We start from the raw sequence: 16,693 nt of genomic DNA, 5'->3' as shown, positions 1-16,693 counted from the left end.
CGTTATTGTTTCCAGGGAGATTATTTGTGTCTGAGCTTTGTCCCTGTGGTAGTGCTGTCGAGTATAGCCTATGTTGCCACCGTTATGTGTCTGGTGAAAAGGTCGCACCTGATCCAGAACATCTCATGCGTTCGCGTTACTGCGCTTTTGTGATGCAGGACGCAGATTATTTAATTAAGACCTGGCATCCGTCCTGTGGCGCAGCGGCGTTACGTGCCGAATTGATTGCCGGATTTGCGCATACCGAATGGTTAGGGCTGACCGTATTTGAGCGTTCATATCACGAAGGAGATAACGTAGGTTATGTTAGCTTCGTCGCCCGATTTGCCGAACAGGGTAAAACAGGAGCGATAATTGAACGTTCGCGATTTTTGAAAGAAAACGGTCAGTGGTACTATATTGACGGTACACGTCCACAGTTTGGCCGCAACGATCCCTGCCCTTGTGGTTCAGGTAAAAAATTTAAAAAGTGCTGCGGCCAATAATGGTTGACGGTACGGTTTAGCAAACACTCTCAACAAGGTTTTTCCAGCAATGCACTCACTCCAACGAAAAGTTCTGCGTACTATTTGTCCGGATCAAAAAGGTCTGATCGCGCGCATTACGAATATTTGCTACAAGCACGAGTTAAATATCGTGCAGAACAATGAATTTGTTGATCATCGTACCGGACGCTTTTTTATGCGCACGGAACTGGAAGGCATTTTTAATGATTCGACCCTGCTGGCGGATCTCGATAGCGCATTGCCGGAAGGCTCTGTGCGCGAACTAAATCCCGCCGGTCGTCGCCGGATAGTCATTCTGGTCACTAAAGAAGCGCATTGCCTTGGCGATCTGCTGATGAAAGCCAATTACGGTGGACTGGATGTGGAAATCGCGGCAGTCATCGGCAACCACGATACCTTGCGTTCGCTGGTTGAACGTTTTGATATTCCATTTGAACTGGTCAGCCATGAAGGATTAAGTCGCAACGAGCACGATCAAAAGATGGCGGATGCCATTGATGCTTATCAGCCTGATTACGTTGTGCTGGCGAAGTATATGCGCGTATTAACGCCGGAATTTGTGGCGCGCTTCCCGAATAAAATTATCAATATTCACCACTCATTCCTGCCGGCGTTTATTGGGGCACGTCCGTATCATCAGGCCTATGAACGCGGCGTGAAGATAATTGGCGCAACGGCACACTATGTAAATGACAATCTGGATGAAGGTCCAATCATTATGCAGGACGTTATTCATGTGGATCACACTTATACAGCCGAAGATATGATGCGGGCAGGTCGTGACGTCGAGAAAAACGTATTAAGCCGCGCCCTTTACCAGGTTTTGGCGCAACGTGTGTTTGTTTACGGTAACCGGACGATTATTCTTTAATCGCCAGCAAAAAGAACTGGTTGCCTTTAATCCGTTACGGATGAAAATTACGCAACCAGTTCATTTTTCTCAACGTAACGCTTTACAGCGGCGTGTCATTTGGTATGATGCGCCCCGCTTCCCAATGAGGGAGCAGGCCAGTAAAAAGTATTGCCCCGTGGTGGGGTTCCCGAGCGGCCAAAGGGAGCAGACTGTAAATCTGCCGTCATCGACTTCGAAGGTTCGAATCCTTCCCCCACCACCATTATTCACCACAGCGATGTGGTAACTTCGGTGAGATTGTTAATCTTTGCACTCATCGAGGAAGGGTGAGAACCTTCGATTAAGGTTCGACTCGAGCGAAAGCGAGAGAACATTGCCGCAGGCAACGACCCAAAGGGTGAGGAGCGAAGCGACGAATAATCCTTCCCCCACACCATCTTCAGCATTACCTACAATTGATTTTCCCCTGGTGGGGTTCCCGAGCGGCCAAAGGGAGCAGACTGTAAATCTGCCGTCATCGACTTCGAAGGTTCGAATCCTTCCCCCACCACCATTATTCACCACAGCGATGTGGTAACTTCGGTGAGATTGTTAATCTTTGCACTCATCGAGGAAGGGTGAGAACCTTCGATTAAGGTTCGACTCGAGCGAAAGCGAGAGAACGTTGCCGCAGGCAACGGCCCGAAGGGTGAGGAGCGAAGCGACGAATAATCCTTCCCCCACCACCATTACTTCCTGAAAATACTCTTCTAAATCAATTTACTAACCATTTATTTCTTGTTGTCACACAGAATTCGTCATGCCTGTTTTTAGGTCTGCACACTTTTACACAAAACAAAAAACCCCGCCGAAGCAGGGTCTATGTGAACTAAATTTCGCTTAGTGGCGAGCACGCACCAGCTGATATTTCCGTGTCAGATACTCCACCGGCACGCTCCAGATGTGCACCAGACGCGAGAACGGGAACAGCAGGAATAACGTCATCCCCAGCACCAGATGCAAACGGAAAATAAACGCGACACCATCAAGGTGCTGAGAAGCGCCACCGTGGAAGGCCACTACCGACTGCGCCCAGCCAACCAGTTTCATCATCTCGCTGCCGTCCATATGCTGGGCGGAGAACGGAATGGTCAGCAGCCCCAGCGCACACTGGATAACGAGCAGCGACAAGATCAGGATATCCGCTCCGGTAGTCGTTGCACGCACGCGCGGGCTGAACAGGCGGCGTTTTAGCAACAGCACACCGCCAATCAGGCACAGCACGCCGCTGGCACCACCAGCAAACATCGCCATTTTCTGTTTCACTTCAATCGGCAACCACGCTTCATACATCCAGTGCGGCGTCAGCATACCGAAGAAGTGACCGACAAAAATCCCCAGAATTCCGATATGGAACAGGTTAGACGCAAGGTTCATCCCTTTGCGATCCAGCATCTGGCTGGACGCCGCGCGCCAGGTGTACTGCCCGTAGTCATAGCGCAGCCAGCTACCAATCAGGAAGACCGCCCCGGCAATGTACGGGTAGATATCAAAGAAGAACATATTCAGGAATTGCATTAGTGCTGTCCTCCGGTGGTGATATTCAGATATTGCGGCGCGACGGCACCGGCAAAGCGACGCTGATGAGCAGTGATTGCCGAATCACCGCAGCCTTTGTCAGCAAAGAATTTAACCTGCTCTTCTTCCCAGACAGCATCCAGCGCCTGCGGCGTATCATCGCGCGCTTCATCGGCAATTTTTTCCGCCACTTTGTCGCTGTCGATAGCGGTATTCGCCAGTTTCAGCAGCAGATCAAACAGCACTGCATAACGGCTTTCACGCTGTTGCAGACGAGCACTTAGCAACGCCAGAATCGGCGCGATATCTTTCAAACCTTCCACGGCTTCGCTTTGCGGCAGCTGCGCCAGGTACTCCAGATACAGCGGCAGATGATCCGGCAGTTCACGACTGTTTAACTGCAAGCCGTGCTGCTCGTACTGCGCCAGTAAATCCACCATCGCCTGACCACGATCACGGGATTCGCCGTGCACATGTTCAAACAGTAACAGCGACGTGGCACGACCACGGTCGAACAGTTCGCTGTACTGCGCCTGAGCGTCCAGCGGATCCATCGCAGTTAAATCGCGCAGGAAAATGCCCAGCGCATGGGCATCCTCTTTTGACAGATTTTCCGACGCGGCAATCGCCTCAAACATCTCTTGTTGATGCTGCCATAAGGCAGCATCCGGATATTCAAGGAGACGCGATACAATCACGAGTTCGATCATGGATGCGGCTCCGTTTTACTGGTCACGTCGATGGCATCGATACGACGGCTGTTGAACAGATTGAATTTGGTATCTGAACCGTGGCAGCCGTCACCAAAGGTAAAGCCGCAACCATTTTTCTCCGGGAAGGCTTCCCGCGCCAGTTCACGATGGCTACTCGGCACCACAAAGCGATCTTCGTAGTTTGCAATTGCCAGATAACGGTACATCTCCTGTGCCTGGGCTTCGGTCAGGCCGACCTCTTCCAGCGCACGGGTATCAACTTTACCGTCAACGGTTTCAGCTCGTTTGTAATGACGCATTGCCAGCATACGTTTCAACGCGAGCAGTACCGGTTGGGTATCACCGGCGGTCAGCAGATTCGCCAGGTACTGAACCGGGATACGCAGGCTTTCTACGTCTGGCAAAATGCCGTTGTTGCCCAGTTCGCCCGCGTCTGCCGCAGACTGAATCGGTGACAGAGGCGGCACGTACCAGACCATCGGCAATGTGCGATATTCCGGATGCAGCGGCAGCGCCAGTTTCCAGTCCATCGCCATTTTATACACCGGCGACTGTTGTGCGGCTTCAATAACGCTTAGCGGAATACCGTCTTTAATCGCTTGCTCGATGACTTTCGGATCGTTCGGATCGAGGAACACTTCCAGCTGACGCTGGTAGAGATCTTTCTCGTTCTCGGTGCTGGCTGCACGTTCAATAGCGTCGGCATCGTACAACAGCACGCCAAGATAACGGATACGACCCACACAGGTTTCTGAGCACACCGTCGGCTGACCGGCTTCAATACGCGGATAGCAGAAGATGCACTTCTCAGATTTACCGCTCTTCCAGTTGAAGTAGATTTTTTTGTACGGGCATCCGGTGATGCACATACGCCAGCCACGGCATTTATCCTGATCGATCAGTACGATGCCATCTTCTTCACGTTTGTAGATAGCCCCGCTCGGACAGGTCGCCACACATGCCGGGTTGAGGCAGTGTTCACACAGACGCGGCAAATACATCATGAAGGTGTTTTCGAACTGGCTATACATCGCCTTCTGGATGTTGTCGAAGTTCTTGTCTTTCGCCAGTTTGTCAAACTCGCCGCCCAGGTCATCTTCCCAGTTCGGCCCCTTTTCGATTTTCGCCATCCGTTCCCCGGTAATCAGCGAACGCGGACGGGCAATCGGCTGCGATTTGCTGCCTTCCGGCGCGGTATGCAGGTTCTGATAGTCAAAATCGAACGGCTCGTAATAATCGTCGATCCCCGGCAGATGCGGGTTAGCGAAGATTTTACCCAGCAGCATGGCACGGTTACCCATGCGCGGCTGCAGTTTGCCGTTGATTTTACGGATCCAGCCGCCTTTGTATTTTTCCTGGTTTTCCCAGTCAGTCGGGAAGCCCTGGCCCGGCTTGGTTTCCACGTTGTTGAACCACGCGTATTCCACGCCTTCACGGCTGGTCCAGACGTTTTTACAGGTAACTGAACAGGTGTGGCAGCCGATGCACTTATCGAGATTCAGCACCATGCCGACTTGTGAACGAATTTTCATTTTACGCTCTCCTGTACCTGGTCATTGCCTTCGCCATCTAACCAGTCAATGTTCTTCATCTTACGCACTACAACAAACTCATCGCGGTTAGAACCTACGGTGCCGTAGTAGTTAAAGCCGTATGCCAGATGGGCATAGCCGCCGATCATATGCGTCGGTTTCGGCGTGATACGGGTGACCGAGTTATGAATCCCCCCACGCTGCTGCGTGATTTCCGAACCAGGCAGGTTAACGATACGTTCCTGCGCGTGGTACATCATGGTCATCCCTGCCGGAACACGCTGGCTGACAACCGCACGGGCAGTCAGCGCACCGTTGCTGTTGAAGACTTCAATCCAGTCGTTGTCGGCAATACCCAAATCTTTAGCATCGGCTTCGCTCAGCCAGACCACAGGCCCACCGCGACCTAAAGTCAGCATCAGCAGGTTGTCGCTGTAAGTGGAGTGGATACCCCACTTCTGGTGTGGCGTCAGGAAGTTCAGGGCTTTTTCCGGGTTACCGTTGGATTTCTGGCCCATCACTTCTTTCACCGAACGGGTATCGATCGGCGGACGATAAACCAGCAGGCTTTCACCGAAATCACGCATCCACTGATGATCCTGATACAGCTGCTGACGACCAGAGAGCGTACGCCACGGGATCAGCTCGTGAACGTTGGTGTAACCGGCGTTGTAAGAAACGTGTTCATCTTCCAGACCAGACCAGGTCGGGCTGGAGATAATTTTGCGCGGCTGTGCCTGAATATCGCGGAAGCGGATTTTCTCGTCTTCTTTATTTAGCGCCAGATGCGTATGGTCGCGACCGGTAAACTCGCTCAGTGCCGCCCAGGCTTTCACGGCTACCTGACCGTTGGTTTCCGGTGCCAGCGTCAGGATCATCTCTGCCGCATCAATTGCGGTGTTGAGCATCGGCTGGCCTTTCGCTGGACCTTCAGCCTTGGTGTAGTTGAGCTTACGCAGTAGATCCATTTCGCTCTGGGTGTTCCAGGCAATCCCTTTACCGCCGTTGCCGATTTTCTCCATCAGCGGGCCGATTGAGGTAAAGCGTTCGTAAGTGGCCGGATAATCACGCTCAACCACCATAATATGCGGTGCGGTTTTACCTGGGATCAGATCGCATTCGCCTTTTTTCCAGTCTTTCACATCCAGCGGCTGCGCCAGTTCAGCGGCGGAGTCGTGCTGAATTGGCAGCGTAACGATGTCGGTTTCTTTACCCAGATGACCAACGCACACTTCGGAGAATTTCTTCGCGATAGCTTTGTAGATTTCCCAGTCGCTTTTCGCTTCCCAGGCCGGATCGACCGCCGCAGACAGCGGGTGAATAAACGGATGCATATCCGAAGTATTCATGTCGTCTTTTTCGTACCAGGTCGCCGTCGGTAAAATAATGTCGGAATAGAGACAGGTGCTCGACAGACGGAAGTCCAGCGTCACCACCAGATCCAGCTTGCCTTCCAGACCGTTATCCTGCCAGTCCACTTCTTCCGGCTTCACGCCGCCCTGCTGCCCCAGATCTTTACCCTGGATACCGTGTTCCGTCCCCAGCAGGTACTTGAGCATAAACTCATGACCTTTACCGGAAGAGCCCAGCAGGTTAGAACGCCAGATAAACAGGTTACGCGGATGGTTTTTGCCGTTTTCCGGCTGTTCCGCAGCAAAACGGATTGAACCCTCTTTCAGGGATTTCACCGTATAGTCCACCGGATTCATCCCCACTTTTTCTGCTTCGCGGGCGATAGTCAGCGGGTTAGTGCCTAACTGCGGCGCAGAGGGCAGCCAGCCCATACGTTCTGCACGAACGTTGAAGTCGATCAGGTGTCCGGTATAGCGGGATTTATCCGCCATCGGCGACAGCAACTCTTCTGCGGTCACGGTTTCATAACGCCACTGGCTGGAGTGGTTATAAAAGTAAGAGGTGCTGTTCATGTGACGCGCCGGACGCTGCCAGTCGAGAGCAAATGCCAGCGGCTGCCAGCCAGTTTGCGGACGCAGTTTTTCCTGACCTACGTAGTGTGCCCAACCGCCACCGCTCTGACCAACGCAGCCGCAGAAAATCAGCATGTTGATCAGACCGCGATAGTTCATATCGAGGTGATACCAGTGGTTCAGACCGGCACCAACAATGATCATTGAACGACCGTGCGTCTTATCAGCGTTGTCGGCAAATTCACGGGCAATGCGGATAATCTGGCTACGAGAAACACCGGTGATCTGCTCGGCCCAGGCCGGGGTGTAGGCTTTCACGTCGTCATAGCTGGTTGCGCAGTTAACGTCGTTCAGACCACGCTCCAGGCCGTAGTTTGCCAGCGTCAAATCATAAACGGTGGTCACCAGTGCGGTGCTGCCATCAGCCAGTTGCAGGCGTTTTACCGGCAGCTTGTGCAGCAGAATGTTTTCCAGCTCCACTTTGTTGAAGTGTTCCGTGCCGTCGCCGCCAAAGTACGGGAAGCCCACTTCGGCAATCTCATCCTGACTACCCAGCAGACTCAGTTGCAGCTCGGTTTCTTCGCCGGTTTTGCCGTCGCGCTGCTCCAGATTCCATTTGCCCTTCTCGCCCCAACGGAAACCGATCGAACCGTTCGGCGCAACCATTTCACCTTGCGTATTAAAGGCGACGGTTTTCCATTCCGGGTTGTTTTCCTGGCCCAGCGCATCAACCAGATCGGCGGCACGCAGCATACGACCCGCAGCGTAATAACCGTCGCGCTCTTCCAGCATTACCAGCATCGGCATGTCGGTGTAACGGCGCACATAATCGGTGAAATACTGGCTTGGGTTATCGAGGTGGAATTCACGCAGCATCACGTGACCCATTGCCAGCGCCATTGCTGCGTCGGTGCCCTGTTTCGGTGCCAGCCACAGATCGCACAGTTTGGCGATTTCAGCGTAGTCCGGTGTGACGGCAACGGTTTTGGTGCCTTTGTAACGCACTTCGGTAAAGAAGTGAGCGTCCGGGGTACGGGTCTGCGGAACGTTAGAGCCCCAGGCGATGATATAGCTGGAGTTGTACCAGTCAGCGGATTCCGGTACGTCAGTTTGCTCGCCCCAGGTTTGCGGAGACGCAGGAGGCAGGTCGCAGTACCAGTCGTAGAAGCTTAAGCAAGTACCGCCAATCAGCGAAAGATAGCGAGCACCTGATGCGTAAGAAACCATCGACATTGCCGGAATTGGCGAGAAGCCAGCGACACGATCCGGGCCGTAGTTTTTGATGGTGTAAACGTTAGACGCGGCGATCAGTTCGTTCACTTCCTGCCAGGAAGAACGAACAAAACCACCGCGTCCACGCGCCTGCTTAAAGCTTTTCGCTTTATCGGCGTCTTCGATAATAGAAGCCCATGCCTCAACCGGATCGCTATGCTGCGCCTTCGCTTCACGCCACATTTTCATCAGGCGTTTGCGCATCATCGGGTATTTCAGACGGTTGGCGCTATAGAGATACCAGGAGTAGCTGGCACCGCGCGGGCAGCCGCGAGGTTCATGGTTTGGCAGATCCGGACGAGTACGCGGATAGTCAGTCTGCTGGGTTTCCCAGGTCACCAGACCGTTTTTAACGTAGATTTTCCAGCTGCAGGAGCCGGTGCAGTTTACCCCGTGGGTAGAGCGGACAATTTTGTCATGCTGCCAACGCTGGCGATATCCATCCTCCCAGTCACGGTTGGTATCGAGAAGCTGGCCATGCCCATCGGCAAAGGTATCACCCTTCTGTTTGAAGTAGCGAAACCGGTCCAGGAATTTACTCATCGGTTTTCTCCTGTGGGAGCCTGTCGGCTCTCTGATAAATCGACATTGCTAATGTTTAAAACGAAGGTAACGCTCTGAAACGTCGTGGGAATTGATAACGATCAAGAGTGGTGGGGATGAAAAATAAAGTAAATTCCTAATATACCTCTTTGGGGTAATTAATATTTATTATCCAACTTATTGTAAATTAATGTTTTTTACATCCAATGTCATTTAATCACTTCGGATTTTTATACAGATGGGTATTAAGGAGTATCCCCCATGGATGACATATTAATGGTGCTTAATTGACGCCGTTGAAATAATCATCTCTCTATAAGTATGTTGTAACTAAATGACAAATAAAAAAAGCGCGACATTATGCCGCGCAAAGGATAATCAAATATTACGATTTATTTTTTAGAATGCCGACCATATACCGCCCAGGTAATTACTACGCAGGCGATATAGAAAATCAAAAATACTTTCATTGCACCGACTGGCGACCCTGTTAATGCCAGTGAGCTACCGAACGCTTTCGGGATAAAGAAGCCACCGATAGCGCCAATCGCGGAGATGAAGCCCAGCGCCGCCGCAGTGTCGGTTGCCGCTTCACGCATGGCACGTTCGTCAGAACCGCCTTCTGCTTTCACACGATCCATCGTCAGTTTACGGAAGATCACGGAAATCATCTGGAAGGTGGAACCACTACCCAGCCCCGCCGTCAGGAACAGCGCCAAGAAGACCGTAAAGAATGCCATGAAGTTTCCGCCTTGCCCGTCAGTCGGTAAGGTGAGGAACAGCAGACCACTGAAAATCGCCATCAGCACGAAGTTCACCAGCGTGACCCGAGTACCGCCGAGACGGTCAGACAATGCTCCCCCCGCAGAACGCGCCAGTGCGCCAATAAACGGTCCGAAGAAGGCGTAGTGCAGGATCTGTACATCCGGAAACTGCGTTTTAGACAGCATGGCAAAACCCGCAGAAAAACCGATGAAGGAACCGAAGGTTGCCAGATACAGCAGGCTCATAATCCACAGATGACCCCGTTTGAGTACTGGCAACTGCTCCTTGATAGAGGCTTTCGAGGTAGCAAGGTCGTTCATGCCAAACCACGCTGCAATGGTGAAGATGGCGAGGAACGGCACCCATACCCAGGAGGCGTTAGCCAGATACAACTCGGTGCCATCCGGCTGTGTTACGCCCTGGCTGCCAAATGCAGCAAAAATTGACAGTGATACCACCAGCGGAGCAACCAGCTGCATGACGCTAACGCCCATGTTGCCCAGACCACCATTCAGCCCCAGTGCACCACCCTGCTTCTGCTTGGGAAAGAAGAAGCTAATGTTTGCCATACTGGAGGCGAAGTTCGCGCCAGCAAAGCCGCACAGCAGAGAAATGATGATGAATACGCTGTATGGCGTAGTGGTATCCTGCACGGCAAAACCCAGCCAGACGCAAGGAATAATGAGAATGCCGGTGCTGAACGCCGTCCAGCGACGACCACCGAAGATTGGAACCATAAAGGAGTATGGCACACGCAATAATGCGCCAGAAACCGAAGGTAGTGCGGTCAAAAGAAACAGCTGATCGGTCGTAAAATTAAAGCCGACTTTCGGTAAATTTACCGCGACGGCACTGAATAACATCCATACACAAAACGCCAGTAGCAGACAGGGAACGGAAATCCACAGATTGCGGCTGGCTATACGCTGGCCGCGCTGTTGCCAGAACGCAGGATCTTCCGGTCGCCAATCAGTAATGACAGCTCCAGTAGCCCTTTCGGGGGCGGATGAGTGACTCATAGACACCTCTGATACTCGTTTCGATGTCTGCCACCTTAGTGTCTGTAGCCAAAGGTAATTTGATGTAAATCAAACGATAAGATAACTTTATCTATCATTGATATTTATGATTACCCATAGTGAGTACGGAGATTTCATAAAAATTATGAGATTTTTCACAGTACTGTAAAATCCCTACCCTTACTGATGTAAATCGACTAACCACACGGCAAATAAGGAGTAACTCTTTCCAGGTATGGGTATACTTCAGCCAATAGCCGAGAATAACGCCATTCCAGAATGTATCGTCACATTCATTAAGGTTATTGCTCATTCAAAGCCTGAAGGAAGAGGTTTACATGCTTAAACGTTGTCTCTCTCCGCTCACCCTGGTTAATCAGGTTGCGCTTATTGTTTTGCTTTCTACCGCTATTGGACTGGCGGGGGTGGCGGTTTCTGGCTGGCTGGTACAAGGCGTTCAGGGCAGCGCCCATGCTATTAACAAAGCGGGATCGCTGCGTATGCAAACTTACCGGCTACTGGCGGCAGTACCATTAAGCGAGAAAGACAAGCCCTTAATCAAAGAGATGGAACAAACGGCATTTAGCACCGAATTAACTCGAGCAGCAGAACGAGACGGGCAACTGGCGCAATTACAAGGGTTGCAGGATTACTGGCGCCATGAGCTGATTCCTGCGCTGCTACACGCACAAAGCCGCGAAACGGTGTCGGCTGACGTCAGCCAGTTTGTCGCCGGGCTTGATCAGTTGGTGTCTGGTTTTGACCGCACCACAGAAATGCGCATTGAGACGGTCGTACTGGTTCATCGGGTGATGGCTGTGTTTATGGCACTTCTGCTGGTATTTACCATCATATGGCTGCGGGCACGGCTGCTACAGCCGTGGCGGCAATTGCTGGCGATGGCGAGTGCCGTCAGCCATCGCGATTTTACCCAGCGGGCGAATATCAGCGGGCGCAACGAAATGGCAATGCTCGGAACGGCACTGAACAATATGTCTGCGGAACTGGCGGAGAGTTATGCCGTACTTGAGCATCGGGTACAGGAGAAAACCGCCGGGCTGGAGCATAAAAATCAAATACTCTCGTTTTTGTGGCAGGCTAACCGTCGTTTGCATTCTCGCGCCCCACTGTGTGAACGCCTGTCACCTGTACTCAACGGATTGCAAAATTTAACCCTGCTGCGTGATATCGAACTGCGTGTATATGACACTGAAGATGAAGAGAATCATCAGGAGTTCACCTGCCAGCCGGATATGACCTGCGACGACAAAGGCTGCCAACTCTGCCCGCGCGGGGTATTACCCGTTGGTGATCGCGGCACTACCCTGAAATGGCGACTGGCAGATTCCCATATGCAGTACGGCATTTTGCTGGCGACCCTGCCTCAGGGGCGCCATCTGAGCCATGATCAACAGCAACTGGTGGATACGCTGGTTGAACAATTAACCGCCACTCTGGCGTTGGATCGCCATCAGGAACGCCAGCAGCAGTTGATCGTGATGGAAGAGCGTGCCACCATTGCGCGCGAACTACATGATTCTATTGCCCAATCTCTCTCTTGTATGAAGATGCAAGTGAGTTGTTTACAGATGCAAGGCGACGCACTGCCAGAAAGCAGCCGCGAACTGTTAAGCCAGATCCGTAACGAACTGAATGCGTCATGGGCGCAGTTGCGTGAGTTGCTCACCACATTCCGTTTGCAGCTCACAGAACCGGGATTACGCCCGGCACTGGAGGCAAGTTGTGAAGAGTACAGCGCCAAATTTGGCTTCCCGGTGAAGCTGGATTACCAGTTGCCACCGCGTCTGGTGCCCTCGCATCAGGCAATCCATCTGTTGCAAATTGCCCGTGAGGCATTAAGTAACGCCCTCAAACATTCGCAAGCGAGCGAGGTCGTTGTGACGGTGGCGCAAAACGATAATCAGGTCAAACTGACCGTCCAGGATAACGGCTGCGGGGTGCCTGAAAATGCCATCCGCAGCAATCACTACGGCATGATAATTATGCGTGACCGTGCGCAAAGTCTGCGTGGCGACTGTCGCGTCCGCCGTCGTGAATCAGGTGGCACCGAAGTGGTGGTCACTTTTATTCCCGAAAAAACTTTCACAGACGTCCAAGGAGATATCCATGAGTAATCAGGAACCGGCTACTATCCTGCTGATCGACGATCACCCGATGCTGCGAACTGGCGTAAAACAGCTTATCAGCATGGCCCCCGATATCACTGTGGTTGGCGAAGCGAGCAATGGCGAGCAGGGTATTTTACTTGCGGAATCTCTCGATCCTGATCTGATTCTGCTTGATCTGAATATGCCCGGCATGAACGGTCTGGAAACGCTGGATAAACTGCGCGAAAAATCTTTATCCGGCCGCATTGTGGTATTCAGCGTCTCGAACCATGAAGAGGACGTCGTCACCGCGCTGAAACGCGGCGCAGATGGCTATCTGTTAAAAGATATGGAGCCGGAAGATCTGTTAAAAGCGTTGCACCAGGCTGCAGCTGGCGAAATGGTATTAAGCGAGGCGTTAACCCCTGTTCTGGCCGCCAGCCTGCGTGCTAACCGCGCCACGACTGAACGCGACGTCAACCAGTTAACGCCGCGCGAGCGCGATATTCTGAAACTGATTGCTCAGGGCTTACCGAATAAGATGATCGCCCGTCGCCTGGACATCACTGAAAGCACGGTCAAAGTGCACGTGAAGCACATGCTGAAAAAAATGAAGCTTAAATCTCGTGTGGAAGCCGCAGTATGGGTGCATCAGGAACGTATTTTCTGATTATGGTTCCCAGCGCAGTTCGTCCTTTGCCATTTCATCGAAAGGTTCGGCAAGCGTTAGCGTGATCTCATTGGAAGAGACACGCTGTCCCTGGTTATCTTCCACCACCACCGACAAGCGCCATCGATTGGTCGCCTCTTCTCCACTTTGCCAGTCCGGCACGATCAGCGTCCAGCCATCCGCACTGTTGGCTGTGGCTCCCGATGTCAGACTTAACATCTGTGTATCCCCTTGCCAGATCAATTGTCGAATACCGTAACGACTGTGGATTTGTAATTTCAGCGGCACCGTTTCACCAGGTTTAAGATCCCAGGGGGGCGTCGCCAGAAATACCGTTAAGGTTTTACGCTGATGATACTCAATGACCGGCAGATTATTCCGCTGCGGATTGTCATAGCGACTGCCGCGCAACGACTGACTCTCAGCAACTTCACCAGCAGAAAGTTGTTTGTTTAGTGGCACACCAAAGCGGTAGTTAATATTCAGCCCGAGATTATTTTGGCTTTCTCCACTTTCGCCTTGTTTATGCTGAGCGGTCATAGTAACGAGTGGAACAGGGGTGTAATTAAGCCCCAGACTCATGGCGACAGGATTATGATAACCCGTACCAGAATTAAACAGATCGACACGCTGACCAAAATATTGTTCGAGGCTGACACTGGTGTTGAGATGCTGGTAAAACGGCATTCGCATCCGGGCAGTCAGATCATAACCACGTGCCATACGCTGCTCGAGCGAGGCAGTCTGTTCATGCCATGAGGCAAAAGGCTGATAATAATTTGCCGACAGACGCAGATATTCTCCCCAGGCTTCAGCGCCAACCCCTGCCCGCTGAAGATTTTCATCTAACAAGTTGTCATAAAACGTGTTGTATCCCATCAACCATGTGCCATGCCTCCAGCGTTGACCAATGCCAAGGTTACTTACCAGACCATCGTCCTGCTGGGTGAGCCCAAGTTGGCTCCATGTAAGATAACGCTCGTTATCCTGCAACGGTACAAACCAGCTCCCCCGGCTGCCGGTAAAATGCCCTTCGTTATCCACTTTAACGTCAACACTGGCGTTCCCCCACGGCGAAAGCCAGGACTCCACATGTTGATTAACCTGCTGACTGAGCGCATCACGGACTTTTCCCAGCGCGAAGGCTTTTGCCTGTTCGCCTGTATCCTGACCGTTATCAGTCATACTGGTTTCACCAAAATCTTTCACGATTTCGGCGAAGTGTTTTTCACCGTCATGATTTTCCGGTGCCATTCCTAAGTCCGGCAGACCATCCTTATCGTTATCAAAAGGATTTACCGATTGCTGCTCAACGGATGGCTGTGCGCTGGCTATACCGCCTGCCAGCAGCAAGAGTAAATAAAGTGGGGTAACACGAGAGACGATACGGCTCAAAACGTCAGTAATTTCCGGTAAAAATGAACACCCATTACTTTATAGAATAACGATTACTGGTAACTTTTCTCGTACTTTCTCATGCTTTATGGAAAATCCTAAAAATGTGGCAAATTGGTCAGACAGCGTAAAAGCAGTAAGATAGAAGTCGAAAATCTAATTATCTGAATACAGGAGTGAGTAATGCAAAAAATCGTGATCGTTGCCAATGGCGCGCCCTACGGGAGCGAATCCTTATTTAACAGCCTGCGGTTAGCCATTGCGCTACGGGAACAGGAGAGCAACCTGGATCTGCGTTTGTTTCTGATGTCTGATGCGGTAACTGCCGGATTACGCGGACAAAAACCGGGGGAAGGCTACAATATTCAGCAAATGCTCGAGATCCTCACTGCACAAAATGTGCCTGTGAAATTGTGCAAAACCTGCACCGATGGTCGCGGTATCAGCCCACTTCCGCTGATTGATGGAGTTGAAATTGGCACACTGGTCGAACTGGCGCAATGGACGCTGGTTGCCGATAAAGTGCTTACGTTTTAATTGCAGTATGGGGCGCTCAAGGTTACAGAAACGCCCCGCTGTGATGACAGTTTCATCAGGCAAAACCGGGCCGTAAGACACCATCCGGGAAATTCTCCGCCAGCAGTTTTTTCACCGACACCAGTAAATCATTCAGCCCGTCATCCTGCATCCCCAGTTTGTTGAGCTCTTGTTCCAGAGAAAATAAATACTGTGCATTGGTTCCAAGTGAACCACTCGCCGCAGCAATCAACGGAGCAATCACCTGAGCTCGGGTATCGGACTCATATTCAGGATGGCGCGGGTCCATAATAAACACCAGCGCGTTGACAGTGCGCCCGTCATCAAGATCAAGCTGACACCAGGTTGGCAGGTAGCAGCCGGTAATCATCTCCCGCTTCCACAGCAAGGTCAGTTCCTGCTCCAGCGTCTCTTCCGGCAAGCGATACGCCACTCCCGTGGTGCGGCCGCCCTCTTTCAGAGCAAGCATTCTTCCCGGCTGGTGTGCCGTCCCCCTTCCGGCGGTCAGACGCAGACAGAACGCCCGGTGCCACCCAACCAGCGTACCGGTACAGGACTCGATAAACTCCAGCGCCGGATTCCACATCAACGATCCATAACCGAAGATCCACACCGCCCCCTCATCAGGACGACAAGCCAGCGTAGCTGCCAGCGAGGCTGCCCGCTGTTCTGCCGACCATAAGAGTGATTCTTCAATAGTGCCAAATGCCGTTTTACAATCGGCATTCATCAAGAAATCCCGCGTTATCACCTTATACCTCCGCCACTGCATACTTCCCTGCGACAACTTTTTGGTGTCTTCCAGACATTTTTACTGCTCATTTTGGAACCATTACCGGGACAATATGCAATCTGCAGACCACTTGCAAGGCGACGCCGCACGAATAGCTTTAACTCATCACCGGGAGTTATAACTTTTTATGCCATTTATCATCACTTCCTTTAGCATATTCATGTTTCACTGCTGCCCAGGCCACTTTATGCGCTGTCTCCTCCCGACTGGCATCATCACGCCGATCTTCTTTATCTTTATATTGATCCCAGGCGCTGTTGAATGCCTCTTTATAGATATCCTGAGCATGGGACGGTAGAACGTGTTTTACATTTTCCGGCAGATCGCTTTTTGTTTTATACGGCATTGTTGACTCCTTTTTTAAAGGTGAACTTTAAGTGTGGTCAACAATATCCACGCTTGCCAGCATATAAGACTTTTCACGTCAGACTCTTCTTAAGAGGTGCTAATACAAACATTGTCTAAACACGTTGATTATTTTTATACCCCAAAGAGTAAAAAAGCG

13 protein-coding genes, 2 tRNA genes and 2 other RNA genes are annotated in these 16,693 nt (G+C 51.7%); 9 read left to right on the top strand and 8 right to left on the bottom strand.

Features of this window, described 5'->3' with window-relative positions:
- The first annotated feature begins 26 nt into the window (after positions 1-26).
- From LG381_RS14165 to LG381_RS14140, 6 genes are all read left to right on the top strand, one after another.
- The gene (locus tag LG381_RS14165; RefSeq protein ID WP_016158404.1) at positions 27-485 is read left to right on the top strand and encodes a YchJ family protein; all 459 of its coding nucleotides are present in this window, start codon (positions 27-29) and stop codon (positions 483-485) included.
- Between the two features lie 49 nt (positions 486-534).
- Positions 535-1,377, top strand: a complete 843-nt coding sequence (gene purU, locus LG381_RS14160; RefSeq protein ID WP_000555850.1) for a formyltetrahydrofolate deformylase — start codon at positions 535-537, stop codon at positions 1,375-1,377.
- 159 nt (positions 1,378-1,536) lie between these two features.
- A tRNA-Tyr gene (locus tag LG381_RS14155) sits at positions 1,537-1,621 on the top strand.
- 44 nt (positions 1,622-1,665) lie between these two features.
- A non-coding RNA gene (locus LG381_RS14150) (RtT sRNA) lies at positions 1,666-1,795 on the top strand.
- 32 nt (positions 1,796-1,827) lie between these two features.
- Positions 1,828-1,912 (top strand) — tRNA-Tyr (locus tag LG381_RS14145).
- A 43-nt stretch (positions 1,913-1,955) separates the two neighbouring features.
- A non-coding RNA gene (locus tag LG381_RS14140) (RtT sRNA) lies at positions 1,956-2,087 on the top strand.
- Positions 2,088-2,238: 151 nt separating this feature from the next.
- Here LG381_RS14140 and narI read toward each other — a convergent pair.
- The 5 genes from narI to narK all read right to left on the bottom strand — a co-directional run bounded on the left by narI (position 2,239) and on the right by narK (position 10,685).
- Positions 2,239-2,916: a respiratory nitrate reductase subunit gamma gene (gene narI / locus LG381_RS14135; protein ID WP_225762558.1), complete on the bottom strand. Its 678-nt coding sequence runs from the start codon at positions 2,914-2,916 to the stop codon at positions 2,239-2,241.
- Positions 2,916-3,626, bottom strand: a complete 711-nt coding sequence (gene narJ, locus LG381_RS14130; protein ID WP_000571678.1) for a nitrate reductase molybdenum cofactor assembly chaperone — start codon at positions 3,624-3,626, stop codon at positions 2,916-2,918. Before narJ ends, narI begins: the two co-directional genes overlap by 1 nt.
- Positions 3,623-5,161, bottom strand: coding sequence for a nitrate reductase subunit beta (gene narH / locus LG381_RS14125; protein ID WP_105279369.1), 1,539 nt, complete (start codon positions 5,159-5,161; stop codon positions 3,623-3,625). Before narH ends, narJ begins: the two co-directional genes overlap by 4 nt.
- On the bottom strand, positions 5,158-8,901 hold the full coding sequence (locus LG381_RS14120; protein ID WP_225762557.1) for a nitrate reductase subunit alpha: 3,744 nt from the start codon (positions 8,899-8,901) through the stop codon (positions 5,158-5,160). Before LG381_RS14120 ends, narH begins: the two co-directional genes overlap by 4 nt.
- A 392-nt stretch (positions 8,902-9,293) precedes the next feature.
- Complete coding sequence (narK, locus tag LG381_RS14115) at positions 9,294-10,685, bottom strand: nitrate transporter NarK (RefSeq protein WP_225762556.1); 1,392 nt, start codon at positions 10,683-10,685, stop codon at positions 9,294-9,296.
- A 338-nt stretch (positions 10,686-11,023) separates the two neighbouring features.
- Here narK and narX point away from each other — a divergent pair, with 338 nt between their 5' ends.
- Together narX and narL are read left to right on the top strand one after the other, a co-directional pair.
- On the top strand, positions 11,024-12,820 hold the full coding sequence (narX, locus tag LG381_RS14110) for a nitrate/nitrite two-component system sensor histidine kinase NarX (RefSeq protein WP_225762555.1): 1,797 nt from the start codon (positions 11,024-11,026) through the stop codon (positions 12,818-12,820).
- Positions 12,813-13,463 (top strand): two-component system response regulator NarL, encoded by a 651-nt coding sequence (gene narL / locus LG381_RS14105; RefSeq protein WP_000070495.1) that lies wholly within the window; start codon positions 12,813-12,815, stop codon positions 13,461-13,463. Before narX ends, narL begins: the two co-directional genes overlap by 8 nt.
- Here the strand turns inward: narL and LG381_RS14100 are convergent, their stop codons facing one another.
- The gene (locus LG381_RS14100; protein WP_085460787.1) at positions 13,464-14,858 is read right to left on the bottom strand and encodes a YchO/YchP family invasin; all 1,395 of its coding nucleotides are present in this window, start codon (positions 14,856-14,858) and stop codon (positions 13,464-13,466) included.
- Between the two features lie 183 nt (positions 14,859-15,041).
- Between LG381_RS14100 and ychN the strand changes: the two genes are divergently transcribed.
- A complete protein-coding gene (gene ychN / locus LG381_RS14095) occupies positions 15,042-15,395 on the top strand; it encodes a DsrE/F sulfur relay family protein YchN (protein WP_001169665.1) in 354 nt (117 codons plus the stop codon).
- A 55-nt stretch (positions 15,396-15,450) separates the two neighbouring features.
- Here ychN and chaC read toward each other — a convergent pair whose 3' ends face one another.
- Both chaC and chaB read right to left on the bottom strand, forming a co-directional pair.
- Complete coding sequence (gene chaC, locus LG381_RS14090) at positions 15,451-16,146, bottom strand: glutathione-specific gamma-glutamylcyclotransferase (protein ID WP_225762554.1); 696 nt, start codon at positions 16,144-16,146, stop codon at positions 15,451-15,453.
- Between the two features lie 157 nt (positions 16,147-16,303).
- On the bottom strand, positions 16,304-16,534 hold the full coding sequence (gene chaB, locus LG381_RS14085; protein WP_001146436.1) for a putative cation transport regulator ChaB: 231 nt from the start codon (positions 16,532-16,534) through the stop codon (positions 16,304-16,306).
- Between the last annotated feature and the right edge of the window lie 159 nt (positions 16,535-16,693).

The organism is Escherichia sp. Marseille-Q3837 (assembly GCF_916618735.1).
In the GTDB taxonomy this organism is placed as follows: Bacteria; Pseudomonadota; Gammaproteobacteria; order Enterobacterales; family Enterobacteriaceae; genus Escherichia; species Escherichia ruysiae.
Note: the sequence above shows the minus strand (reverse complement) of the source record. Positions and strands in the feature narration are given on the sequence as shown.

Coding starts and splice junctions, on each gene's coding strand:
- purU (WP_000555850.1), top strand. CDS start 535: ATGCACTCACTCCAACGAAAAGTTCTGCGTACTATTTGTCCGGATCAA.
- narI (WP_225762558.1), bottom strand. CDS start 2,916: ATGCAATTCCTGAATATGTTCTTCTTTGATATCTACCCGTACATTGCC.
- narJ (WP_000571678.1), bottom strand. CDS start 3,626: ATGATCGAACTCGTGATTGTATCGCGTCTCCTTGAATATCCGGATGCT.
- narH (WP_105279369.1), bottom strand. CDS start 5,161: ATGAAAATTCGTTCACAAGTCGGCATGGTGCTGAATCTCGATAAGTGC.
- LG381_RS14120 (WP_225762557.1), bottom strand. CDS start 8,901: ATGAGTAAATTCCTGGACCGGTTTCGCTACTTCAAACAGAAGGGTGAT.
- narK (WP_225762556.1), bottom strand. CDS start 10,685: ATGAGTCACTCATCCGCCCCCGAAAGGGCTACTGGAGCTGTCATTACT.
- narX (WP_225762555.1), top strand. CDS start 11,024: ATGCTTAAACGTTGTCTCTCTCCGCTCACCCTGGTTAATCAGGTTGCG.
- narL (WP_000070495.1), top strand. CDS start 12,813: ATGAGTAATCAGGAACCGGCTACTATCCTGCTGATCGACGATCACCCG.
- ychN (WP_001169665.1), top strand. CDS start 15,042: ATGCAAAAAATCGTGATCGTTGCCAATGGCGCGCCCTACGGGAGCGAA.
- chaB (WP_001146436.1), bottom strand. CDS start 16,534: ATGCCGTATAAAACAAAAAGCGATCTGCCGGAAAATGTAAAACACGTT.